This is a genomic window from Spirosoma radiotolerans (assembly GCF_000974425.1).
Taxonomy (GTDB): domain Bacteria; phylum Bacteroidota; class Bacteroidia; order Cytophagales; family Spirosomataceae; genus Spirosoma; species Spirosoma radiotolerans.
This window is the reverse complement of sequence record NZ_CP010429.1, coordinates 5,414,113-5,435,961: the sequence shown is the minus strand read 5'-3', so window position 1 is coordinate 5,435,961 and position 21,849 is coordinate 5,414,113. Positions and strand designations below refer to the sequence as shown.

At 47.0% G+C, this 21,849-nt stretch carries 21 protein-coding genes; 13 read left to right on the top strand and 8 right to left on the bottom strand.

What is annotated here, in order from left to right; translation table 11 throughout:
• Window positions 1-20 precede the first annotated feature (20 nt).
• The 7 genes from SD10_RS22110 (at window position 21) to SD10_RS22080 (ending at window position 8,711) form a co-directional block, all read left to right on the top strand.
• Window positions 21-1,529: a phosphatase PAP2 family protein gene (locus SD10_RS22110; protein ID WP_046576825.1), complete on the top strand. Its 1,509-nt coding sequence runs from the start codon at window positions 21-23 to the stop codon at window positions 1,527-1,529.
• Window positions 1,530-1,688: 159 nt separating this feature from the next.
• Complete coding sequence (locus tag SD10_RS22105; protein ID WP_046576823.1) at window positions 1,689-2,573, top strand: STAS domain-containing protein; 885 nt, start codon at window positions 1,689-1,691, stop codon at window positions 2,571-2,573.
• Window positions 2,574-2,585: 12 nt separating this feature from the next.
• Window positions 2,586-2,966, top strand: coding sequence for an STAS domain-containing protein (locus SD10_RS22100; protein ID WP_046576822.1), 381 nt, complete (start codon window positions 2,586-2,588; stop codon window positions 2,964-2,966).
• Window positions 2,947-3,372: an anti-sigma regulatory factor gene (locus SD10_RS22095; RefSeq protein WP_046576821.1), complete on the top strand. Its 426-nt coding sequence runs from the start codon at window positions 2,947-2,949 to the stop codon at window positions 3,370-3,372. The genes SD10_RS22100 and SD10_RS22095 overlap by 20 nt, the downstream gene beginning before the upstream one ends.
• Window positions 3,365-4,378 carry an ATP-binding protein gene (locus SD10_RS22090; RefSeq protein WP_046576819.1) on the top strand — a complete coding sequence of 338 codons (1,014 nt, stop codon included), beginning with the start codon at window positions 3,365-3,367 and terminating at the stop codon, window positions 4,376-4,378. The genes SD10_RS22095 and SD10_RS22090 overlap by 8 nt, the downstream gene beginning before the upstream one ends.
• 4 nt (window positions 4,379-4,382) lie before the next feature.
• Window positions 4,383-6,053 carry an ATP-binding protein gene (locus SD10_RS22085; protein WP_046576817.1) on the top strand — a complete coding sequence of 557 codons (1,671 nt, stop codon included), beginning with the start codon at window positions 4,383-4,385 and terminating at the stop codon, window positions 6,051-6,053.
• 2,370 nt (window positions 6,054-8,423) lie between these two features.
• Entirely contained in the window at window positions 8,424-8,711 is a 288-nt protein-coding gene (locus tag SD10_RS22080) for a tetratricopeptide repeat protein (protein WP_046576815.1), read from the top strand.
• Window positions 8,712-8,948: 237 nt separating this feature from the next.
• Here SD10_RS22080 and SD10_RS22075 read toward each other — a convergent pair whose 3' ends face one another.
• Both SD10_RS22075 and SD10_RS22070 read right to left on the bottom strand, forming a co-directional pair.
• A complete protein-coding gene (locus tag SD10_RS22075) occupies window positions 8,949-9,644 on the bottom strand; it encodes an SDR family NAD(P)-dependent oxidoreductase (RefSeq protein WP_046576813.1) in 696 nt (231 codons plus the stop codon).
• 128 nt (window positions 9,645-9,772) lie between these two features.
• A complete protein-coding gene (locus SD10_RS22070) occupies window positions 9,773-10,057 on the bottom strand; it encodes a DoxX family protein (RefSeq protein ID WP_052731264.1) in 285 nt (94 codons plus the stop codon).
• Window positions 10,058-10,223: 166 nt separating this feature from the next.
• Here SD10_RS22070 and SD10_RS22065 point away from each other — a divergent pair, with 166 nt between their 5' ends.
• On the top strand, window positions 10,224-10,568 hold the full coding sequence (locus SD10_RS22065; RefSeq protein WP_046576811.1) for a winged helix-turn-helix transcriptional regulator: 345 nt from the start codon (window positions 10,224-10,226) through the stop codon (window positions 10,566-10,568).
• Window positions 10,569-10,869: 301 nt separating this feature from the next.
• On the opposite strand, the gene SD10_RS22060 is transcribed toward SD10_RS22065, so the two are convergent.
• Both SD10_RS22060 and SD10_RS22055 read right to left on the bottom strand, forming a co-directional pair.
• Window positions 10,870-11,937: a sensor histidine kinase gene (locus SD10_RS22060; protein ID WP_046576809.1), complete on the bottom strand. Its 1,068-nt coding sequence runs from the start codon at window positions 11,935-11,937 to the stop codon at window positions 10,870-10,872.
• Between the two features lie 292 nt (window positions 11,938-12,229).
• Window positions 12,230-12,616 carry a winged helix-turn-helix transcriptional regulator gene (locus SD10_RS22055; protein ID WP_046576807.1) on the bottom strand — a complete coding sequence of 129 codons (387 nt, stop codon included), beginning with the start codon at window positions 12,614-12,616 and terminating at the stop codon, window positions 12,230-12,232.
• Between the two features lie 141 nt (window positions 12,617-12,757).
• Between SD10_RS22055 and SD10_RS22050 the strand changes: the two genes are divergently transcribed.
• Both SD10_RS22050 and SD10_RS22045 read left to right on the top strand, forming a co-directional pair.
• The gene (locus SD10_RS22050) at window positions 12,758-13,549 is read left to right on the top strand and encodes an SDR family oxidoreductase (RefSeq protein ID WP_046576805.1); all 792 of its coding nucleotides are present in this window, start codon (window positions 12,758-12,760) and stop codon (window positions 13,547-13,549) included.
• A 20-nt stretch (window positions 13,550-13,569) separates the two neighbouring features.
• Window positions 13,570-13,893 carry a Cif family virulence factor gene (locus SD10_RS22045; RefSeq protein ID WP_046576803.1) on the top strand — a complete coding sequence of 108 codons (324 nt, stop codon included), beginning with the start codon at window positions 13,570-13,572 and terminating at the stop codon, window positions 13,891-13,893.
• A 331-nt stretch (window positions 13,894-14,224) separates the two neighbouring features.
• On the opposite strand, the gene SD10_RS22040 is transcribed toward SD10_RS22045, so the two are convergent.
• The 3 genes from SD10_RS22040 to SD10_RS22030 form a co-directional block, all read right to left on the bottom strand.
• Complete coding sequence (locus tag SD10_RS22040) at window positions 14,225-15,052, bottom strand: helix-turn-helix domain-containing protein (RefSeq protein WP_046576798.1); 828 nt, start codon at window positions 15,050-15,052, stop codon at window positions 14,225-14,227.
• A gap of 35 nt (window positions 15,053-15,087) precedes the next feature.
• Complete coding sequence (locus tag SD10_RS22035) at window positions 15,088-15,555, bottom strand: hypothetical protein (protein ID WP_046576796.1); 468 nt, start codon at window positions 15,553-15,555, stop codon at window positions 15,088-15,090.
• A gap of 113 nt (window positions 15,556-15,668) precedes the next feature.
• Entirely contained in the window at window positions 15,669-16,481 is an 813-nt protein-coding gene (locus SD10_RS22030; protein WP_046576794.1) for an oxidoreductase, read from the bottom strand.
• 540 nt (window positions 16,482-17,021) lie between these two features.
• Between SD10_RS22030 and SD10_RS22025 the strand changes: the two genes are divergently transcribed.
• Window positions 17,022-17,738 (top strand): hypothetical protein, encoded by a 717-nt coding sequence (locus SD10_RS22025; RefSeq protein WP_046576792.1) that lies wholly within the window; start codon window positions 17,022-17,024, stop codon window positions 17,736-17,738.
• Window positions 17,739-18,053: 315 nt separating this feature from the next.
• On the opposite strand, the gene SD10_RS22020 is transcribed toward SD10_RS22025, so the two are convergent.
• Window positions 18,054-20,024: a hypothetical protein gene (locus tag SD10_RS22020; protein WP_046576791.1), complete on the bottom strand. Its 1,971-nt coding sequence runs from the start codon at window positions 20,022-20,024 to the stop codon at window positions 18,054-18,056.
• 774 nt (window positions 20,025-20,798) lie between these two features.
• Here SD10_RS22020 and SD10_RS22015 point away from each other — a divergent pair.
• Both SD10_RS22015 and SD10_RS22010 read left to right on the top strand, forming a co-directional pair.
• Window positions 20,799-21,368: a dihydrofolate reductase family protein gene (locus SD10_RS22015; protein ID WP_046576789.1), complete on the top strand. Its 570-nt coding sequence runs from the start codon at window positions 20,799-20,801 to the stop codon at window positions 21,366-21,368.
• 34 nt (window positions 21,369-21,402) lie between these two features.
• Window positions 21,403-21,834 carry a DUF1801 domain-containing protein gene (locus SD10_RS22010; protein ID WP_046576787.1) on the top strand — a complete coding sequence of 144 codons (432 nt, stop codon included), beginning with the start codon at window positions 21,403-21,405 and terminating at the stop codon, window positions 21,832-21,834.
• Window positions 21,835-21,849 lie beyond the last annotated feature (15 nt).

The following is a 21,849-nucleotide window of genomic DNA, read 5'->3' as shown; positions in this document are numbered from 1 at the left end:
CAGACGAACGTTCTACAACTATGAAACTTATATTTTCGTCTATACTGCTGAGTACGTTGCTGATCTGGGTAACGGGCTGTAAAGAACCAACCATCGATGAAGGTATTTTGCCCTTTACCGCGCCGGGCTCCCCAGATGCCGACGGCGGAACGTGGCGCACGATTGTGTTGAAATCGGCCGCCGACATTACCGTCCCCCAACCTACAGCCATTACGTCTGATGCGTATCAGAAAGAGCTGAGCGATGTGAAAAACGGGCTGCTGAGCGCTGGTCCGGAACAGAATACGGCGGTCAACTACTGGGCAGCCGGGGGCGTTTTGCGCTGGAATCAGATTGCCCGGCAACTGGTAGCCAAATACAATACCCCGCCCGGTTATGACAATGCAACGGGGCAGGTTGTCACCTCTGATGCAGCTAACCAGTATGCCGGGTCGCCGTATGCGGCTCGGGTATATGCCCTGTTGAGCGTTGCGCAATACGACGCGCTGGTTGTTGCCTGGCGAGCCAAATACCAGTATAATCGACCCTCTCTGGAAAGCCAGGGCGTTATCACGAGGATTCCGGTGGTGGATGTGCCCTCGTATCCGTCGGAGGACGCGGCCATTGCCGAAGCGTCGTGTCAGGTGCTGACGTATTTATTCCCGAGTGAAGTGGCTTTTCTGAAGGCCAAAGCGGCAGAGCACAAGCAAAGCCGGGTTTGGGCAGGAACCAACGTGCCCAGCGATGTAAAAGCTGGCGAAGAACTGGCGGCTGCCGTGACCGCCAAAGTCATTGATCGGGCCAAAACGGACCGTTTCAGTCCATCGATCGACGCAACGAACAGTTGGCAGGCAAAGCTCGCATCGGCTCCTTACGATCAAAAGTGGCGTAGTCTGGAGTTGCCTGCCCGCTCGCCCGTTCTGCCCCTGGCGGGTAAGGTGAAAACCTGGTTCGATTCGACGGCTATTTTTCAGGCCATTCCGGCTGCGCCCCCCGCTACCAGTTCGGCTGACTTTCAGAAAGCGCTCAGCGAAGTGCGCGATATAGCCACTATGCGCACACGCGATCAATGGCGTATTGCTAACTACTGGGATAACGGGACCAATACCTACTCGCAATCGGGTCAATGGAATTTTCTGGTTGAAGACCTCACCCGGCAGAACAGCCAGAATGAGCTTCGGACCGCCCGTACGTACGCACTCATGAACCGGGCCATACAGGATGCCACAACGGCGGCCTGGTATACAAAATACACCTACTTTACGCCACGCCCTTCGCAGGTTGATGCGAGCATTAAAACGGCAACCGTCATTCCGAACAGCCCCGGCTATGTATCTGATCAGGCAGCGGTTTCGGCGGCTGCTACCACCGTGCTGGCTTACCTGTTTCCAGATGAGTCGACGAACCTGGCTGCGCAGGCTGCTGAAGCGGCCATGGCGGAATTGTATGGTGGAACGAGCTTTCGGTTCGATACCGAAGCGGGCGCAAAGCTGGGTGCGTTTATCGGGCAAACGGCCGTTGCTGGGGCCAAGGCTGACGGGGCAAAGTAGGCACAATCCAGCGGCTTAAGAAAACGACGAATGAGCCCAGTTCTGACCATTTGCGCGCTTACGCATGACCCGTGTAGCTGTTGGTAGAATGTCAGCCTTGTTAATCAAGGAGCTTACCGGGTAAATGCGTATATTTGTTAAACAGCAAAATTTGTCAACATGACTGATTCGATCGTCGAACTGCTTCGGCAAAAGAAAAAACAAGTTTTAACCACCTGGATGCGCGTTCAATTGGCCGATGATAGTCTTCGAGAGGATTTAATGCCAAATGATGAGCTTCGGAACCAGTCAAGTGAGCTTCTAAATACCCTCTTCGCCGTCCTGACCGATGCTAACCTTTCAAATATAGATGCGCCCGATCTCGAACCACTGATAAGCATGCTGTCGGGAATCTCGATGTCCCGGGCCCGGCAGGGCTATACGCCCCGCGAGACAGCCGTATATATCTTTAGCTTAAAGGATGCTCTACTGGAAACGTTACAGGCGGAGCTAACGAATGATTCGCAACGCCTTTACCTGGAAAGCCTGAAAATCAGTAAGTTTTTAGACAGCCTCGGTATTGTCACGTTTGAAACATTCATTCAGGGACGTGAGGATATCATTCTGCGCCAGACCGATGAGATGGCCAGTATATTAACACCCGTCGTGAAAGTATGGGATGGTATTCTGGCCATGCCCATTATTGGTACGCTGGATAGTTCCCGCACGCTGCTTGTCATGGAAAACCTCCTACAGGAGATTGTCAATACCGGCAGTGATATTGCTATTCTGGATATTTCGGGCGTGCCCATGGTCGACTCGATGGTGGCCCAGCACTTGATAAAAACCGTCAATGCCACCCGATTAATGGGTGCTGAGTGTATCATTAGCGGCATCAGACCCGAAATTGCCCAGACAATCGTGCACTTGGGTATCGACCTGTCGAACGTAGTGACCAAGGCTACGCTGGCCAGTGCGCTCAAATATGCTTTTCGAGTGTTGCGCCTGGAAGTAAAAAAAGCACCGTCGGGCGCAAGATCATCTGAAGAAACTAGCCTATTTTAATCCGTATCAGCAATGGAACGAATTCCTATTCTAAAAATGGGCCGGTTTCTGCTGGTAACGATTCAGGTTGATCTCTATGATCGGCTGGCGCTCGACCTGGAAGCCAATATTATCGGAGCCATCACAAAAAACAACGCCAGTGGAGTTCTGATTGATATTTCGGCTGTGTCTATTGTCGATTCGTTTATGGGTCGTATTCTGAGCAACATTGCCAGCATGGCCCGTGTGCTGGATGCCGAAACAGTAGTAGTGGGCATGCAACCTGCCGTTGCGATCACCTTAGTAGAGCTTGGTTTACCGTTAAAAGGCGTTTACACAGCGTTAAACGTGGAGAAAGGTATGGAACTTCTGCGGAGTAAGACCTTATCCGACGATGCCGAATCCGACGATTAAGGTTACGGCTACCGAAACAATGGCAATAGGAGTTGAACGGGATGTAATCCATCTCACGGCCTATGTTCGTATGCAGGCGGTGCTGATAGGTATGTCGGTACTAAATCAAACCAAGTTAATCACCGCTGCCAGCGAGTTGGCCCGCAATATGCTTAATTACGCGAATGGGGGCAATGTAACAATCGACCTGATGCATCGGGATAAACAAACAGGCATACGGTTAATTTTTGCGGATAAAGGTCCCGGCATTGCCGACATAGAACTAGCCATGCAGGACGAATATTCCACCGGTTCGGGAATGGGTTTAGGACTACCCGGTGCCCGGCGTCTGGTGAGTGAATTTTCTATTGAGAGTACGGTTGGGCAGGGAACAACCGTAACAATTATTAAATGGACGAATGGATAATACGCCCCACCGCTCTTTTATCATACCTGATCGTAGCTACGGGGCAACCATTAAACGAGATGTACGGTTAATGGCGAGCGGGCTTCGGTTCAACGAAAAAAAAATGGGAGAGCTCGATATTATCCTTGCCGAGCTGCTCTCCAATCTAGTTAAATATGCTACCAACGGGGAATTGCTGGTCAAGGCCATACCCAATTCCATTAATGCCAGCCTTGAATTAATTAGTGTCGATAGTGGCCCCGGCATGCTTGAGGCAAACCGGATGCTGATTGACGGCGTATCTACAGGCGGATCATTAGGGCAAGGGTTGGGTGCTATCAAGCGGCTGGCCAGTGAGTTTCAACTCTATTCACAACCGGAGCGCGGAACGGTTGTGCTGGTCCGGATGTATGAAAAAGCGCATCAGCCGGCTAACCCGCCCCTTCGGGCGGAGGTTCGCTGTATCTGCGTACCAAAAGATGGTGAAACAGTTTGTGGGGATGCCTGTTACAGTAAACAGACAAGTTCATCGCTAACGGTATTTCTGGGGGATGGCTTAGGGCATGGTTTGTTGGCTCAGCGCGCCGTTGAACAGGCAATTCGAACCCTGAGGCAGGACCTGGACCCTAGTCCCAATACCTTAGTCGGGGCTATTCATGAGGCTTCTATGGGAACCAGGGGCCTGGTAGGAACGTGCGCTGTGTTTGATTTTACTAGTCGAAAGTGGAAATTTTGTGGAGTTGGTAATATCATGACCAGGCTTAGCGGCTCATTGGGTGTGAAAGGATACATGTCTCAGAATGGTATTCTGGGGCACAATATCCCCGGAAGACTCCTGGTGCAGGAGATGCCTTATGAGCGAAATCAATTGCTGGTGATGACCTCTGACGGGTTATACACGCGGTGGAATCCTGCGCGTTATCCGGGTATTGTAAATTATGATCCGTCTGTTTTAGCGGCCCTGATTTACAAAGAATGTGCTCGCCATACTGATGACATGTCGGTGTTGGTGAGTAAGCTTTACTAACGTTATGCATGAGTTGACAAAATTAATGCTGGATAATGAAATGGACCTGATTCTGGTTCATAAGCGCAGCATGAAACTAGCCGAGTTGGCAGGGCTTTCATTAGCCGCTCAAACAACCTTTGCAACGGCTGTCTCGGAGGTTGCCCGACTGGCCGTAATCAGTGGCGAGCAGGCATCATTACGGTTGGGCGTGAAGAGCAACGACACAAAAGGCTGGCGCATTTTTGCTTACTTACACGACCGTCGGGAGTATTCAGCGGGGACCTTTGAAGCAGCTCTGGCACACGCCCGACGGCTGGTCGATGACCTTAGCATTCAGGTAAATGGAAAGGGGACCGAGATTCAGCTGTACTGCGCCGTTCAGGATTCGAAATCGGTTAATTCAGACCGCATCCATGGGTGGAAAAAAACATTCCTACGGGAGCCTCCTGCCTCTCCCTACGATGACATCAAACGCAAAAACAGCCAGCTCCAAGAACTGGCTGAGCGGCTTGGTCAGAGTGAACAGCAGTACAAACAGGTAACCAATTCATTGCCGTTGCTGATTTTTTCAATGACGTCAACTGGGCGGTTAACGTATGTAAACCAGGGATTTACCAATTTCTTGGGTAAATCGATGGAAGAACTGAATGAAGAAAGCTGGCTTCGTCATTTTCACGACGAAGACTACATCGACCTAACGCGGATTTGGGCGGATAGTATTGCTGCTGGTTTGCCCTTTAAAGGGGAAGGGCGCCTGCGTAATCGTCTAACTGGGAGTTATGTCTGGCATCTGGTTTCCGCTACGCCACTCCGGGATGCCAGTCAGGAAGTGATTCACTGGACCGGGTTTCTGGCCGATATTGATGTGCAGAAGGGTATTGAACAGACACTACGGGATAACGAAGAGTTACGGCAAAACAAGAGTCAGTTGGAAACTAGCCAGCAACAACTGGCCGACGATATCGGCGAATTGAGCCGGAGCAATACCGAACTATCGCAGTTCGCCTATGTTGCCAGCCATGATTTGCAGGAACCACTGCGTAAAATTCAGGCGTTTAGCAGCATGCTGACGGAACAGTATGGCCCGGCGCTCGATTCAAACGCACAGGATATCATTCGCCGAATGCAGATGGCTACGGGTCGTATGCAGGAGTTGATTCGGGGACTTCTGGCGTATTCGCGGCTTAATACCGAAAAGCATTCCTTTCATGTGGTGTCTCTTTCGGCCCTGGTAGCCGAGGTGCAGGGCGATCTGGAAACGGCCATTCGGGATCGAAATGCGCAGATTCAGGTTGATGCCTTGCCCGTTATTCAGGGAAACACGTTGCAGCTAAGGCAACTGTTTCAGAATCTGCTGAGTAACGCGTTGAAGTTTACCCCATCCGACCGTTCACCCATTGTTCGGGTCAACACCCGAACGGTTCCCGCCGATCAATTGCCTATACCAATTGCCGGAAAATCGACCAGCTATCTTGAGGTGAGTGTGGTTGATAATGGAATTGGCTTCGACGACAAATACGTCGATCGGATTTTTAATCTGTTTCAACGCCTGCACGGCCGTAGTGAATACGCTGGTACGGGTATCGGGCTGGCTATTTGCAAGAAAGTTGTCGACAATCATGGCGGTTACCTGACGGCGCGTAGCCAGCCGGGTAAGGGCGCTACATTTCTGGTATACTTACCCATGAACTAACTAAAGTGGCCAGTAACATCTACGTTTCACAGACGGGTAATTTTGCCATTTCGAACAAGCTCTTGGCGTTTTAAAGCCATTTGTATTCAGCTATCGGCCAATCGTTGACCAATGATAACCTTGCTGCTTTATCGTGGCGCTGGCCGGGCGGTTATGGTTATTCTTTACGGCCTGACGTTGATCAATAGATCTCATGCTACGGGGAGCGGGGCAGTGCCTCGTTTCATAGCCTGAACACAGGCAAAACGCGACAGTTTTACAAACGTATGACCAACACCATACGTTTGTAAAACTGTCGCACAAACTCATCTGTAATGCTGAAAAAGGTATGTTGATTTGTGAGATGGGTTTTTAAGACCATCGATCAAAGCTAGGAGCGATTACAGACCGATAGTTCAACGTCTCGCAGAAACGGGCATTTATTAAAACACTACCTCTTATAATTGCGGATAAAACAGTCAACTTACTTGCCTCGACTTTTGTCTTACAGCTGTAAGACAGGGCTTGTTTTTGTCATACATTCTGTAGTACTTAACATAATTCAGGTAGCTGTTGCAAAAGTCGGTACTGTTGTTAGTTGGCTCCTCGAACCGATTATAAGTAGCCATTTGTTTGCCTATAATTAGCCCACAATTTAGGTTTACTTTACCTATTACAATACAAGTTGCGAGATTAATCTGAATTGGGGGTAAGTCCGTCCAGACTAATCTCGCAACTTGTATTACTGATAAAAACTATGCCTTTAGGATCACACGTGTAGTGTAGACCCTAAAGGCATAGATGTATGTGCCAGGCTTTGAATTTTCTATCTAATCTACTGATTCAATTTTAGCGTTTAAGCATAGCTGAGATATTTTCTCTGGTGCCTTTTAGCTTCGCTTTTAAATATTCTGATAGTGGTGATGGCGATGACTGACTCACTGGCGCACTAGCAACGGGTCTAGCTGGGGCTACTCGCCGTGGGCCACCACTCGCTGCAGCTCTCGCCTGAGCAATTTGCTGTGGATTACCACTCACGGCTGGCATTGAGGCCCTTTCAACTGAGTCTTTGGGAGGAGATTGAATGATAGCATTTCTCCTTTGGATAGTTTTCGGTCGTTGAGGAATCATAGAAATAAAGGATTATATGTGAATAATTGGAAAATTACTTAATCAAAGCTTCTGCCTGTGCCTATATGCAGGAACTTCACAAAATGAAGATGACGGGGCCGCCCGCGCGGTGATAAATCAGGCTTTAATCGACGATTGCATCGCTTGCAAGCCACCCTCTTGATTATCTTTCGGGCACTGGGCCTGAGTTAGGCGAGCTACGCCCATCAGCAGAAACAGTAGCCACCCGATTGATAGAGGGTTGAAGGCAGCAGAGATAAGTTGTAGTCCTGAAAGCATATTGATTGATTTTGTTGACCAGGGCGTAGCAGCGCAAAAGGCTCTGTTCAACGCTGGGGCAAGATTACGGTTTACGCCAGCAAAGCAGTCGGAGATTTCACCCAAAAACTCGGAGAATTGTCCCGACCGGGCGTGAAAGCGACTATTTTTTGGTTAAATCCCGAAATTGACCCGGACTCCTCGGCCAAGACCCGGCCGAAGTAACCCGGATCTAGCGTTGCCATACAGGGTAATTAGTGGAAGAATCCGGGCTATAATTTAGTGAACCAAATAAGCATTTGTACGACAATTGTCGTACAAATCGGGCGTTTAATAATACAAATAAGCCAACCTCCGCTCATCATTCATCAGCCTACCCAGCCTGGCGCGGATCAGCCCTGGCAGCTATCAGGCTAACTGGACTAGTTAACCAGCCACGACCCAGCTTTGGGCAGTGTCCCACTCGCCGATGCGGTGGGCTCCTAGGAGCCCAGTTACTTCGGCCAGGTCTTTGCCGAGGAATTTGGCCTCTCGCCCAGTCAATACCGGGATGTGCACAATAAATAATCGCTTTCACCCCCGATTGGGACAATTCTCCGAGTTTTTGGGTGAAATCTCCGACTGCTTTGCTGGCGAAACGCATAATCTTGTCCCAGCGATAAATGGGGCATTTTGATTCGCTATGTACTGTACATCCGCTGGCTTATCTGGCTGTCCGTGCAATGGGCTACACCAGTGATCCCATAAATCTCACGCCAACCAATTCCCCTTTACAACGCTCAACTAAACGCCCTAGCTCACGAGCCCTGATTAATGCCGATGTCAACTCATTACCCTCTTCTTTTTAACTAGCCACTCGCGTAAACCTACGGCAAAGCAACCATTTAACTAATCTCCATCCCTTATGCAGCCAGTCGGTTAACTGATTGTTTTTTTCGTTTAAAACCAAATCATTCGCTACATGTGCACTGACGGCACCAGCCGCTAATCAATACCTTACCCATGATGAATTTCCTGAAAAAGCTATTTCAACAAGAAGAACCCCAGCCAACCGAACTGGACCCCGCCCTTGCTAAAGAAGTAGCTACGCGCTTAAAGCATGCTACTGAATTACGTCTGAATAAACACTATGAGCTGGCTATATTCGAATGCAATAAAATCCTGCAGTTCCACCCTACCTGTCAACTGGCTTACCAGATTCGGGCTCTAGCCAAATATGATTTGAATGATCAGGATGGCGCTATCCGGGACTGGAATCGGTTCAAATCGTTGCAAAAGTGGCTAAAATAAATCGGCTAGTTTTATGGCGTATGCGACTGATAGTATTGGACAGGTATTAAAAATCACTGTCTCAGAATACGCTCCCAACTGAGACGAAGAGAGATTGACGTACCCGTATTTCGAGTGTTTCGCGAAATGCTAAGCATCAAAGAAAGCATTGTCTATGAACCACACGGCTTGTCTAAATGCAAAAGAGCACCTCGAAATAGTCCTTTTCAAGGTGCTCCCTAAACATGAATGTGTGAACTAGTTCGCACCAATAATGATTTCAACTACCTCACGTTTCGTGTGAAGATTCCAATGCGTTTGGGCCACTTCGTCAACATGGATAGTTGGCATATGAGCCGGGAAATCACCTTTTGAGCCTAGGCCCTCACCAACCACGATGGCCCCAATCGATACGATACCCACGTAAATATGGTCCTGACGGAGATCCTCGTGAAGTAAACGCGCATAATTGAGTAAGGCCCCAGCCGCCACGCCAAAACTAGCTGTAGCCACGTTAGGACGCTGCGCGGCTGAGGCCGTAGTGAACAGGATACTGCCTGCCTGACGCTCGACCATCTGCGGGAGCACGGTTTGAACGGCCGTGATGGCCGAGAGCACCTGAAAATCTAAATGATATTGTCCATTCTCCACATCAATGTTTCGCGGAGTTCGCAGGGTCTGCCAGGCAGGCGAAGGACTGAACTCCAGTACATCAATCGAGCCATAGGCATCGATTACTTGATTGAGCGCCTGAGTAAGGCTATCCCGGTCCAAAATATCGACTCGGAAAATGCCTGCCTCAATGCCCTTGGCTTGCAGCTTGCTTTGGAGCGGGGCAAGCTTCTGGGTATTTCTGGATAAGAGGGCTACGTTGTAGCCCTGCAAACCAAATTTTTCAGCGATTGCCAACCCGACACCAGGGCCAGCACCGATAATGGCGAGTGTTTGTGCCATAACTAAAGACGATTGTTGGACGTGAGAACTACGAAATCTGGCGGGTGGCTTTAGGCTGAAACAGTCGCTGCCAGGCCCAATACGAAACTCCTGCAGCGGCAAGAATCAATAGGGTAACACCCCATTTTTCAGGGCCGCCATGGGTAGCCATCAGGGTGTAAGTTGCCCCCATGAAAGATAAATCCGAAATAGGCGGCTTGTTGGAAGCCTCGAAGCGCAGGGACCAAAATTGTAATGGCGCCAACCACTTTGACGAAACCCAAAAAGGGCATGAAATAATCGGGTAGTCCCAGCGATCGGTTGACCTGCACCAACTGGTCAACCATCAGGATGTTGAAGATACCCGCTAAGCCAACCAGGGCCAGCAATAGCGTGGATGTCCAATAGATGAGTCGTACGTGCTTGGTATTCATGATGGATTGATAATTAGAAATTGTATTGCACTGAACATTACTTACATGTGCTAATTGGTAGGGGGCGTCCGTTTGTTTCTTAACAAAAGTAGCTACATTTGATTACCTAAAGTTATCAGTTACCCATAGGTAATCAGTTACCTTTTGGTAATCAATTAAGAAAGCTATGCCTAATTACAGAGATTGTTTATCCGCTTTGATCCCCATTAGAGATGCGTTAGAAGTAGTGAACGGCAAGTGGAAACTGTTAATCTTAGTGTCCATCGGGGTAGGCAATCATCGGTTTCGCGAAATCCAGCGCAGTATTCCCGACCTAAGTACGAAGGTGCTGGCCAAGGAGTTAAAAGACTTGGAAGAAAATGGCTTGATTAAACGGACGGTTGACGATGGCTACCCGGTTCTGATCACTTATACCACGCTGCCTTATGCGGAAACCCTGGGGAGTGTGATTGAAGCGTTGAAGAACTGGGGCGCACAGCACCGGGAGCAAATTATGGGAGCCTCGGCCTAACAATCACCCAGCCAAGTAGAAGGGAATAAATACTGTAAAATTGGAACGGGGTAGCCATCATCAGACAGCTCTCTGTACGTTATGTCCATTCTCAAAAAAGGCTCCAAATTGAGACGAGGGAGTGGTTATGATTCGGGCGCTTAGGTGGCTGGTTTGTTTTAATAACTGTCAAGTGGCCCGCTACCGCGGTACTATCCGTAGAATACGATGATTGTTTCGCCTATAAAGGCTTTACCTGATTCGGGTATATGGTGATCTTACAAGTAAGCAAGCAGAATCCAGTTGGTCGGAGTGGCAGTGTTTAGGCTTGAACCAGGGGAAGCAAGACTGTAAAATAGCCGTCTGCTTCCTGAATAGCAATGTCAGGCTGTTCCATCATTTGAAATTTGATCGCAATACTACTCAGACCTACACCATGACTGAGCACTCGACCACTTTTACGTTGCAAATTGTTACGAACCATCAACTGGCCAGCCCGAGTCGTTTTAATTTCTACCAGTAGCGGGTACTTAACCTGCACCACATTATGCTTTACGGCATTTTCAACCAGCAATTGAAGCGTCAGCGGTGGTACTAAATACGTTTGATCGTGGGCAGGTACCTCAACCTGGAGCGAAAAGCCAGCTCCATAGCGCGTGCGCAGAAGATGGGCATAGGATTCAATAAACGTCAACTCGGCTTTTAGACTAGTCAACTCCCGTTCGTTGGCCTGAAGCAGATACCGATATACTTTGGCGAGTTGGTCTACATACTGCCCTGCCTGAGCAGGCGATTCGTCGATCAGGGAGGACAAGGCGTTCAGGGCGTTGAACAGAAAATGTGGGTTGACCTGGCTTTTCAAGGCATCAAAACGAGCCTGCCATTCAGCCTTTATCAGGCGTTCTTTTTCTTGATAAAGCTGTTGCCACTGCCGGAACAGATAGATGCCTTCGTAAATACCCCAATAAATACTATGATAGAAAAGTTGAATTCCGGCCGTCAATACATACTGCCGAAACGATGTAGTTCCGGCTGAATCCAACTCAAACCATTCGAATCCGGCGTTCGAAGTGGATTCAAGGCCAAGCCAGCCGAGCGGTTCAGTCCGCAGAAGGGTGCCGATGACGATCAATATTGGCAACAGCAAGCCGTAAATAGTCGAACGACGTCGAGTCCGCTCGATGCCGGGATAGCGAACCTGTAGCCTCAAGAGCACCCACCGAGCAATGTGCCAGTTAATAAACCCCGCGACTATGCCGACCAGATCATAGCGGTATAAATCGGCGTAGTTAAAATCAAGTACGGTGTTTAATCGAAAAAAGAGCGTCCCACATACAAACAATACGAGCGGCCCAATTAAGCGCAATTTGGTATCGATCGATGCGTTCAAGGCGTGCTCAAAAAGGATACGTTATATCGAAGCAAATTAATACTTTGTCTGGGTTTATCCAATCAAGGCATGTTCCAAGATAGCCCTATTTCTTGGGTAGCCTTTACCGAGTAGGCTAAAAATTGAATGGACTAGATAGTAGATTAGTAAGCCCCCAAAATTCTCACAAAATGCTCCCACCTGAGACGTATGGGCTCCTCATGTTCGTATATGGGGCGTTTCTTGAAACAATTAATACACGACTATATAGCTTAAATTTTTGTGCTTTGGTATGTTACCGTTGATAAACAGACTAACTAATTAGGGGTACATCCAAATCAGAACCTACAGCTTGTTTCAAAATCACATCCCGCAAACGGTCTTCGTGTTCATCACCCCATTGCCCTAATGCAGTAATCACTGGGATCAACGTCTTACCAAATTCGGTAAGGCTGTATTCTACTTTTGGCGGTAAAACGGGATAAATTTTTCTCGTAACCAGTTCGTGTTCTTCTAATTCGTTCAACTGCATAGTCAATACCCGGCGGGAAGCATCGGGGATTTTGCGTTGCAGTTCGCTTGGGCGTTTATGACCGATATGGATAAACCACAGCAAACGGATTTTCCATTTCCCGTAAAGGACTTCACCGATCAGGTCAAGTCCACAATTTAAGTTCGGTATTGTTTTTCTTTCATACATATTGCAAAATTATACGTATGTCCCAGTTGGGACAATAGGGGATAAATTTATCCCTATATGAATCGTAATACCGTACTTGTCCAAACTTCTTTTATACGCCACTTTTGCCCTATAGTTAATTCTCAAAAGTAGGGCTATAAAATGGACCAGTTTAATTTCAATAATGAATTATCAGGCAAGATTGCCCTGGTAACAGGAGGGACAAAAGGAGCCGGAAGAGCCATTGCAGAAAGGCTTTTACAAGCGGATGCAACGGTTATTATTACCGCCAGAAACGCACCGGAAAAAGAAAACAGCAAGTTCCATTTCATTCCCTCCGATTTAAGTAAGGCAGAAGGATCACAAAAAGTAATCAGCGAGGTGCTATCAACCTATGGGAGGCTAGACATCCTGGTCAACAACCTCGGTGGATCATCTACGCCTGCTGGCGGTTTTGTCGCCTTAACGGATGACGATTGGGAATCGACGCTACAGGCTAATCTACTGGCTCCTGTCCGATTGGACAGAGGATTTCTGCCACAGATGATCGATCGAAAAAGTGGTGTCATCATTCACATTGCTTCGATCCAGGGCCTATTGCCGCTTTACGATTCTACGTTGCCATATGCAGCGGCCAAAGCCGGATTGAGAAACTACAGTAAAAGTTTATCTAATGAAGTTTCCCCTAAGGGTGTTCGGGTGTTGACTGTTTCGCCAGGATGGATCAATACGACAGCATCGGGAGCCTGGCTGGGCGAAATTGCAAGAAACGCAAATAGTACTGTAGAGGAAGCGCAACAAAGTGTCATGGATGCCTTGGGTGGAATACCATTTGGCAGACCGGCAGAACCCGAAGAAGTTGCAGAATTTGTAGGCTTTTTGGTTTCGCCAAGAGCAAGTTACCTCACAGGGGCAGAATATGTCATTGACGGTGGAACTGTACCCACTATTTAACAACCTAACAAAGAAAAAGAATGAACTTACCGAAAGTAGTAGCCGATTTAGTCGAAGCGCAAAACCGCTTTGATAGCGTTGCTTATGCCAATTGCTTCTCTGAAACAGCCCTAGTTTTTGATGAAGGAAAAACGCACCATGGAAGAAAAGAAATAGAACATTGGATCGCCGATTCGAACGAGCGATACAAGGCTACAATGAAGCCTGTTGGCTTTGAAGAAAAAGAAACGGAAAGCCTTTTGAAGGCAGAAACTTCAGGAAATTTTGAAGGCAGCCCTATTGTATTAACTTATCATTTAGAGATAGTTGATGAATTGATCCAGTCATTGAAAATTACGGGATAACAGGGAATGGTTAATTTTAGGCATTCCCAAAGGAACGGCTAAAACTAGTCGTTCCTTTTCTGCTTATAACAATAAGAAAAGTAGCTAAAGAATGTCTTATATCGATCTGCAACGGGCGTTTCTAGTTCGTAATCCTTGTTTTATGGATTCTCACAAATCGCTCCCCAAAGTGAGAGGAGTAAGCGCTTATAAATCTGCTTTATAATTCGGGCGCTTTATGATTCGGTTATTTAAAGCAAGGAAATGGCATACCAATTTTTAGCTAATTCTCATATCGAACTACTTCTCGTTAATCAACTCAAATGGATCGCTTGATCTTCCTACCCGTGTTTTAGATCGATAGGCTTGACTTCGTTTGTAAATCCGAAGCATTTATGCCAAACTTCCTGTTGAAAGAAGCCGAAAAATGCGATAGATTTTCAAAACCAACTTCCAGATACACCTCGGAGGGACGTAGGTGTTTCTGAGAAATCAAATAGTAGGCTTGCTCCAACCGTTTCTGCTGTAACCATTTTTCCGGCGTCGTTTCAAATAGTTTCGTAAAATCGCGCTTAAAGGTGGACAGGCTACGTCCCGTCAGTTTGGCAAAGGACATCAGCGGGATGTTATACTGATAATTATGGTTCATATAGGCCTCCAAATCAATCTTGTAAGGTTCTTGGAAATCAAACAAAAATCCCTGAAACAGATCACCTGCCTGGAGCAATAATTCAATGGCTTCCTTAGTTTTAAGCGTCGCTACGTTTACGGTAAGTTTTTGGGGATTGTTGATATAGGGCACCAAGGAGTCAAAAAAACCTTTCAGAAACACATTTTCGCTTAAGTTGACCATGGGTGGACCTTTATAGGTACTTTGCTTGACGATCTTATGTTCGGTGGCATACTCGTGTAACGATTCCTGGTCGAGAAACAGGCTGATTAACGCAATGGGCTCCCCATGGGGACCCAGATTCTTCAATTTTTTAAATAACTGATGTCTACGCATCAAACAAATGGCCCCTTGGTTCATCACAAATGTTCCCTCGTTGGTGAAATACTGCGATTCGCCTGATAGCATGATGCCTAAAGCGTGCTCCGGAAAGTAATGTTCAGTACTCCTTATTTTTTGGTCGCTGTGGGAATACATAATGTTGTGTTGAAGGCGGATGGTGTTTTCCATAATCGGTCATTTTAGGGGAGTCATGATTCGTTTAATCAGTAAACTAGTCTGAAAAATGGTCTTTTTGCTAGCGGTGAAAATGGCCACGGAATAGCGATCAGGATGACCAATAGTCCTAGGGTAAACCAAATGGCCATTGTCTTAAATTTCTCCTGGTCATGGCGTTTGTTTTTCACTCTGACAGAACCAATTGAAATAAGTAGGGTGGCCATGATCATCATAAAGGCATGTTCAATGCCAAAAAAGCGCATTTCGCCCACGTGGACTGCCACTTGGTAGTGGTGCGAAAAATAGGTAGTAATTGGGCTAATTGCGTATAAAACAAGGCCGAGACTAACCTGGATATTGGTAATTGTTACCACAGCAAGCCTGACCGCTTCGTCAAACGTTGAAAACGCTTTGCCTGAATACCAGCCCCTAAAAGCACGTTGAATGGCAAAAAGTAAACTTGGCAGAACGAGCCATCGAGTTAATGAATGAATGGCCAAAAGTGTCGTATACATAGTTTTAGTGAATCGTCAATATCCTTACTTAACTGCTTGCTGCTTCGACAACACGTATCAATAGGATTCTGCCTATGATACGTGCTTAGCGAGGGGGGGGCTTTTATACTTTGTCATTTTGTTTGGCTCAGTATTAACCGATCCATCATTCTATCCGGTAATGTGCTTCGGAAAAACAACAACAGTTTTGCCATCGAACCACCTGCGTAGCGTGTTTTTGGCTGATTGGCTTCAATAGCTCTCTTAATCAATTTGGCAATCACAATCGGTTCGGAGTTATTGTTTTCTGTTCGTTGATAACTTTTTTGGGCTCCCTTAACCATGTCTTGGTAGGCCGAGCTTCCCGATACCCGAACTAAACTTTCCATAGCAATCTCACCCCATTCTGAATTTATGCCACCGGGTTCAATGACAATTACATCGATACCAAATGGTTTGACTTCCATCCGCATCGAATCACTTAAGGCCTCCATGGCAAACTTACTGGCGTGATACCAGCCGCCAAGGGGTAACGCAATTTTGCCGCCCACCGAAGAAATGTTGACAATTTTACCCGATCTGTTTTGTCGCATGTTCGGTAAAACCAATTGGGTTAAACGCATGGCCCCGAACACGTTTACCTCCATTTGATAACGGGCGTCTTGTATAGGCAGGTCCTCAATAGCCCCTTCTGAACCAAAACCGGCGTTGTTGATTAGGATGTCAATACGTCCGGCTTGGTGAAGAATCTGGTCGACACAAGCCGTAATGGTTTCCTCTTTGGTCAGGTCCAATGCGACCGGTTTAATGCCGTACACTTTAAGGTCTTGCATGTTTTCCGTCCTGCGGGCAGCCCCATAGACCTGGTAACCGTTTTGGGCCAAAAAAATAGCGGTTGCTTTTCCAATTCCCGCCGAAGCTCCGGTAACTAACACTGTTTTTGCCATGAGTATGAATGTTTTGTAAGGCAAAATTAGGCTAGGCCCGTTCGTGAGGGTTTGCTGAAACGTCCAAGTTTGTTTGCTGAAACGTTCAGTACAAACAGTTACCTGCAATAAGTTGAGCCAGCAGGGAACGCTGTCGATTTATCCCGCTTCTTTACAGCAGTAAGTACAAGCTCCGTCTTATAGGATGTTGCACTTTTAGCGAAGGCGTTTAATCTAAATAGATCTTTTGCGAGGTATGCTGAACTAAGCTGCTACTGGGTATAAATTAGTCAATCCTGACTAATACGATCAACCTAGGGTCGCCCAATTGGTTAATCAAATAGATAGTGTAGCTATCAGTTGTCCGTTCTCAATCTCAAATAATGCTCATTTATGAGACTAAGCGGCTTCTGCTCGCTGGGTCGCCTTTGTCAATCGTTTCCATTAGCCTACGTAGCTTTGTGAGTGCATGATTAGGTGCATTTCTAACTAGTCAAATCATAACAAGGGCTGTCCTCTCTGATAGGAGATCTTCTTAAAACATTAACGACATATAAACTCATGGAAGAGAAAGTCTTGACCCAACTCCGGTGGTTGAAAATTTATACGTTTACGACCACTGCCATCTTCTCCCTTTATTTGTTTACGGCCTTCAACCCGAGCAACGCCCCGAAGCGATTTGAAGAAATAGACGTAGAACGGATTAACGTGGTTGAAAAGGATGGAACCCTTAAAATGGTCATTAGTAATGAGGCAAAGCAACATCCCGGTATTGTGGATGGTAAAATTATGGCTCCTCGTAAGCGTTCTGCAGGAATCATTTTCTTCAATACGGAAGGAGATGAATGTGGCGGGTTGGTCTATGAAGGCACTAAAAAGCAGGCGTCCCTGGCTTTATCGATTGATCAATATAAAAATGATCAACTCATGCAGTTACAGTATGATGAGAAACTTGATGATCAGCAGCGAGCCCGGTCATATGGGTTGAAATTATGGGATCGGCCCGACCATTTCACGCTGGGCCAAGTTGTAAACCGACTCGACTCGTTAGAAAAACTGAATAACGAAACCTTGTACAAAAAAGGCCTGGCTGATCTGGAAGCAAAACGCCTTCTTGGCAAGGAGCGCCTTTTCGTAGGGAAAACGTATGGGTCAGAAACCGGTGTATTCATTCGTGATGAAGCGGGTAATGCCCGAATCAAGCTGTACGTCGATAAGAAGGGGGAAGCAAAATTCGAATTATTGGATGCCGCTGGCAAAGTCCTCCCTCTTCGTTGAAGAAGTATATCAAGCGTAATTACTATTGGTTCATGAATGAGACTGTTCAAGCCGGAATGCTTTTTGGAGTGATAGCTTTAACGTTGAAATCATTTACAAAAAGGGGCGTTATTTGAACCAACACTGTACGTCGTTAAATGAAAGTGGACATAACCAGGGTGAGCATAGTAAACCAGGTATGGGGCTTCTTCCGTCTAAAAAAACTACCAGTTTAGTCAGGCAATAGCGGGATCGACTTCTCCAACTGCGTGGGAGATCATGCCGCAGAGAGGCACTGGCCTTTTTGAGTGGATAAAAAAAGGTAAAACCATTCGTTCACTTTCTCTTTTCGGCAAATTCTGGCTGGAAGCCAATTAGCTGAAAGAGTTTACCCGATTGAGTTTTTGCCTGTAAACCAGTGAAGAAAGTAGTGTAAATGGAAAGAACGATGTTTACGCCATACCGATTTGCATCCCCGTCACCATCATGAATATCAATATGGTCGATAATACCGGGTGGAGGGGGCTCTTGACCTGAGCCAAACATTTGTATGTCGTCGACAAAAACGGTGTAACGAGCATGGGGCTCATACCGCTTTAAGCGAGGTATAAAATAGCGACTCAGGACGATTTCTAAGTTACTGAATCCACCATTGATTATTTTTTGGCGGTCAATGGCAACTGTTGGCGGGGTAACGAAAGCCCGTTGACGGGTGGGAATAGTAGATGCCTTAACGGTTACTGCTTGTAAGGTAATACCCTGTAACTGCCTAAGCTTATAACGATTCTTCTGCAATGCCTCCAAGCGGTCCTCAATCAATGTTGGTGGTAGGTTGCCGACTATGGTTGCCCAATCGATGGGAACGAGCTGGGCTTGGATGGGTGGTATAGTCAGCGAATCCAGGCGAATACGGGCAGCCGTATTCCCGATCTTTGCCGTCAGCAACGCATTATTGGTTCCATATACCTCGAGCCCGTTAAAACTAAACCGACCGGATGTATCCGTTTGGGTGACCAACAATTGGCGTTGATGGAGCGAATCTTCGGTCACGGGTACCACCAACAAAGACACGGCCACTGGCGAGAGAATTGATTTTCCATTCCATTTCGTAACCTGACCTACAACCGGTATACCGGACTCGGTAACAAACGGATAGCGATGCGGCTGGGTCAGATCATGCCAATTAAATAAGATGTTATGGCGGAACACTAACGCCTGGCTAATGGGACGAGCCTCCTGAAAAGAAATAGGCATATCTAATTCGTTATTCAGCCATGGCACCGAATGCAGTGAATCAACGGCTAAAGGAGGTTGATAAACCATTCGCTCGTTAAGGGCTATGTTCTGACTATCCACTAAGCTTAGATTCGTGATGCCTTCCGAAAGTGCTTTCCGGGCTATGTAGATGACTGTCACGGGAGACTGCCTGGGAATACGACTGTAGGCGATCACCTTTCCTCTATTCTGGGCGATGAAGGTGAGCGTGTCGGTAGCGCCTGGATACCGATTTTCAATCGTAATACGCAGCCGATCCGGGTAGGTACTATCATCGCAACGAAGGACAGAGCCCGCAGACTTTATGGTCGTCAGCGGAATACGCAAGTGCCCAGACTGGACCCAGTAGGTACTGGCTGTATCGGGCGTCAATTCAAAGGAAGTTAAGCCTGTCTTATCGGTTTGGAAGACGGCCACGGTATCACCACGGCCCCGACCAATAAACCCGTTGGTAGGGATGCCTCGGCCAAACGTGTCGCTGGCACAAATAACCAGCTTATTGTGTAGGTGAGCGACCAGTGTACCCCCTTCAGCGCCAACTTGGAGCGAATGAACATGGGTGCTGAGATCTATTCGTGCCCGAGATTGCGTATGTTTAGTTGGATCGATGACCAGTACAGCCAGTTGACCAAAGGCTTGGGACGAAAAATTGCGCATCCAATTGGTATAAGCTCGGATCTGGTAGTAACCTGGTGGTAATGAATCGGCCAGCGTTATCCTGAAGGAAGCCAGCCCCCGGTTGGGCTTCAGGATAACTCGATCCAGTAGCATGCCGTGTTGTTGGTCGATCCAGTCGATATACAGAGGGGCATCAAGTGAATCAGGTTGGTGCGTGGACGCATCGACGATGTGGGCCTGGCCAGAAATAGTTTCTCCAGGTAAATAGTAGACCTGATTCAGCTGACTCCTATTCTCTAAATCGAGTAGCACCGTCAGGCGATACGTCGTAAGTTGAGCGAATGTTAGGGTCTTACTAAACAATAGCCCTAAAAATAGAAGCGCCCCAACCGTTTTCATCGCTTTTGTTTTCATTATCAAACAGGCGACGGTGTAGTTGGTTATAGCCCCACTTCTAATTTAACAAGCTTATAATTTGTTCCTCCTAATTAGGCTGTATAGTCAAGTAATCATCAAGCAAAAAACGATCAATCGACGGTTCGATATTGATAGCTTGTTTTACCAGCTCCTGCTACTCCATCGTGCGGGATAAACAGGAGATTCTCTAAGAAACTTGACTAAGAAAAGTACCCTTTAAAAGCAACCAATTTGTTGACATGATGTGCAGAGAATCGTTCCTTTATGGCTGTACAATGACCAATGAGCCAACAATCTTTTTGAGAAATAGTTGGTAAGCCAGGAAAATTTCGAATTCTCTTAAAACCCTCAAATCCTGCTACTTCTTCCACAAAGGTGGGTCGTGAATAATGGACCGAAAACGCCAACACAACCCCAAGCGACGGCAGGTTGTGTGCGACTCCGAGACCAACCCTAAATTATCCCCTAGGATGGCCCCGTTTTTTTCGCAGAACTGTCCCTTTTTATGCTTAGTCAATTAACAACGTAAATAGATTACGTTTAGATAGAATTAATATTGACCAATTGAGGAAGACTAAGCCAATTTAGTTGATTACCTGGATTGATAAAGGCCTGTTTAGCCACGACGAAAGCACATTCCGTATCCCCTAAAGTTCTGGTACTCTACTCTATATAAGGGGATTGTACTGATAATCCATCAGTTAGCCGAAGAATAAGTCTGATCCATTAGTCACTGTGACGCGATTCAGTCATAACAAAACTACAGTCAACATGAGAAAATTAGTGTTGTTCGCCCATGTGTCTTTGGATGGGTTTGCCGCAGACGGTCAGAATGGCCTGGGCTTTTTATCATACACGCAGGAGCTTCAACAATTCGCCGACGAACTGGTCAAAACGGTTGGCGCTCCGATATACGGCAAGAATACGTATCAGTTAATGGCAGACTACTGGCCAACTGTTTTAACCGATCCAACGGCTAGCCAACCCGAACTTGACCATGCCCGATGGGTGCAGGAAATCCCCAAAATCGTTTTCTCCACCACCTTGCCCCGGGCAGAATGGCCTAACACCACCCTGATCAAGGACAATGTGGTTGATCAGGTAAACCAACTTAAACGGAAATCCGGCAAAGACCTGGTGATTTTCGGAAGTCCTGGACTGGCCAGAAGTCTGATGAAACTGAGACTCATCGATGAATACAAATTAACCCTGCATCCGATCATTTTAGGGCAAGGCATCCCCCTGTTTGACAGTTCTACGCCAATGAGTATGTTGACCTTAGTGACATCAAAAACGCTTGGCTCGGGCGTCGTGACATTGCATTACACAGGGCGATCATAAACGAAAACCAGCCACTCATCTGCTACTAGTCTCTATGAATACACAAGAACAAATCGAAACGTATCTAGCAAGCCAACCTGAACCCAAACGCAACGACCTACAAGCGTTGCACTACCTTATGCTAGAGGTTATGCCACCCGGCAAACTATGGTTCCTGGATGGTAAAAACAGTAACAATAAACTGGTGACTAATCCGGCTATTGGCTATGGCGTTCGCACCATAATCTATGCAGATGGAAAAACCAGGGAGTTTTATCAAATCGGTATCAGTGCCAACACGGCCGGAATCTCAGTTTATATCCTGGGTATCGATGATAAAACGTACTTAGCAAAACGGTTTGGCGAAACGATTGGCAAGGCAAGTGTGAGCGGCTATTGCATCAAGTTTAAGAGGCTAACCGATATAGACCTGGATACACTTAAAGCAGCCATACGATATGGGATTGAGATGACAAATAAAGAGTAAGGTCAACCCTCAATT

Excerpts from the sequence above, each read along its gene's own strand:
- SD10_RS22110 (WP_046576825.1), top strand. The coding sequence starts at position 21 with ATGAAACTTATATTTTCGTCTATACTGCTGAGTACGTTGCTGATCTGG.
- SD10_RS22105 (WP_046576823.1), top strand. The coding sequence starts at position 1,689 with ATGACTGATTCGATCGTCGAACTGCTTCGGCAAAAGAAAAAACAAGTT.
- SD10_RS22100 (WP_046576822.1), top strand. The coding sequence starts at position 2,586 with ATGGAACGAATTCCTATTCTAAAAATGGGCCGGTTTCTGCTGGTAACG.
- SD10_RS22095 (WP_046576821.1), top strand. The coding sequence starts at position 2,947 with ATGCCGAATCCGACGATTAAGGTTACGGCTACCGAAACAATGGCAATA.
- SD10_RS22090 (WP_046576819.1), top strand. The coding sequence starts at position 3,365 with ATGGATAATACGCCCCACCGCTCTTTTATCATACCTGATCGTAGCTAC.
- SD10_RS22085 (WP_046576817.1), top strand. The coding sequence starts at position 4,383 with ATGCATGAGTTGACAAAATTAATGCTGGATAATGAAATGGACCTGATT.
- SD10_RS22080 (WP_046576815.1), top strand. The coding sequence starts at position 8,424 with ATGATGAATTTCCTGAAAAAGCTATTTCAACAAGAAGAACCCCAGCCA.
- SD10_RS22075 (WP_046576813.1), bottom strand. The coding sequence starts at position 9,644 with ATGGCACAAACACTCGCCATTATCGGTGCTGGCCCTGGTGTCGGGTTG.
- SD10_RS22070 (WP_052731264.1), bottom strand. The coding sequence starts at position 10,057 with ATGAATACCAAGCACGTACGACTCATCTATTGGACATCCACGCTATTG.
- SD10_RS22065 (WP_046576811.1), top strand. The coding sequence starts at position 10,224 with ATGCCTAATTACAGAGATTGTTTATCCGCTTTGATCCCCATTAGAGAT.
- SD10_RS22055 (WP_046576807.1), bottom strand. The coding sequence starts at position 12,616 with ATGTATGAAAGAAAAACAATACCGAACTTAAATTGTGGACTTGACCTG.
- SD10_RS22050 (WP_046576805.1), top strand. The coding sequence starts at position 12,758 with ATGGACCAGTTTAATTTCAATAATGAATTATCAGGCAAGATTGCCCTG.
- SD10_RS22045 (WP_046576803.1), top strand. The coding sequence starts at position 13,570 with ATGAACTTACCGAAAGTAGTAGCCGATTTAGTCGAAGCGCAAAACCGC.
- SD10_RS22040 (WP_046576798.1), bottom strand. The coding sequence starts at position 15,052 with ATGGAAAACACCATCCGCCTTCAACACAACATTATGTATTCCCACAGC.
- SD10_RS22035 (WP_046576796.1), bottom strand. The coding sequence starts at position 15,555 with ATGTATACGACACTTTTGGCCATTCATTCATTAACTCGATGGCTCGTT.
- SD10_RS22030 (WP_046576794.1), bottom strand. The coding sequence starts at position 16,481 with ATGGCAAAAACAGTGTTAGTTACCGGAGCTTCGGCGGGAATTGGAAAA.
- SD10_RS22025 (WP_046576792.1), top strand. The coding sequence starts at position 17,022 with ATGGAAGAGAAAGTCTTGACCCAACTCCGGTGGTTGAAAATTTATACG.
- SD10_RS22020 (WP_046576791.1), bottom strand. The coding sequence starts at position 20,024 with ATGAAAACAAAAGCGATGAAAACGGTTGGGGCGCTTCTATTTTTAGGG.
- SD10_RS22015 (WP_046576789.1), top strand. The coding sequence starts at position 20,799 with ATGAGAAAATTAGTGTTGTTCGCCCATGTGTCTTTGGATGGGTTTGCC.
- SD10_RS22010 (WP_046576787.1), top strand. The coding sequence starts at position 21,403 with ATGAATACACAAGAACAAATCGAAACGTATCTAGCAAGCCAACCTGAA.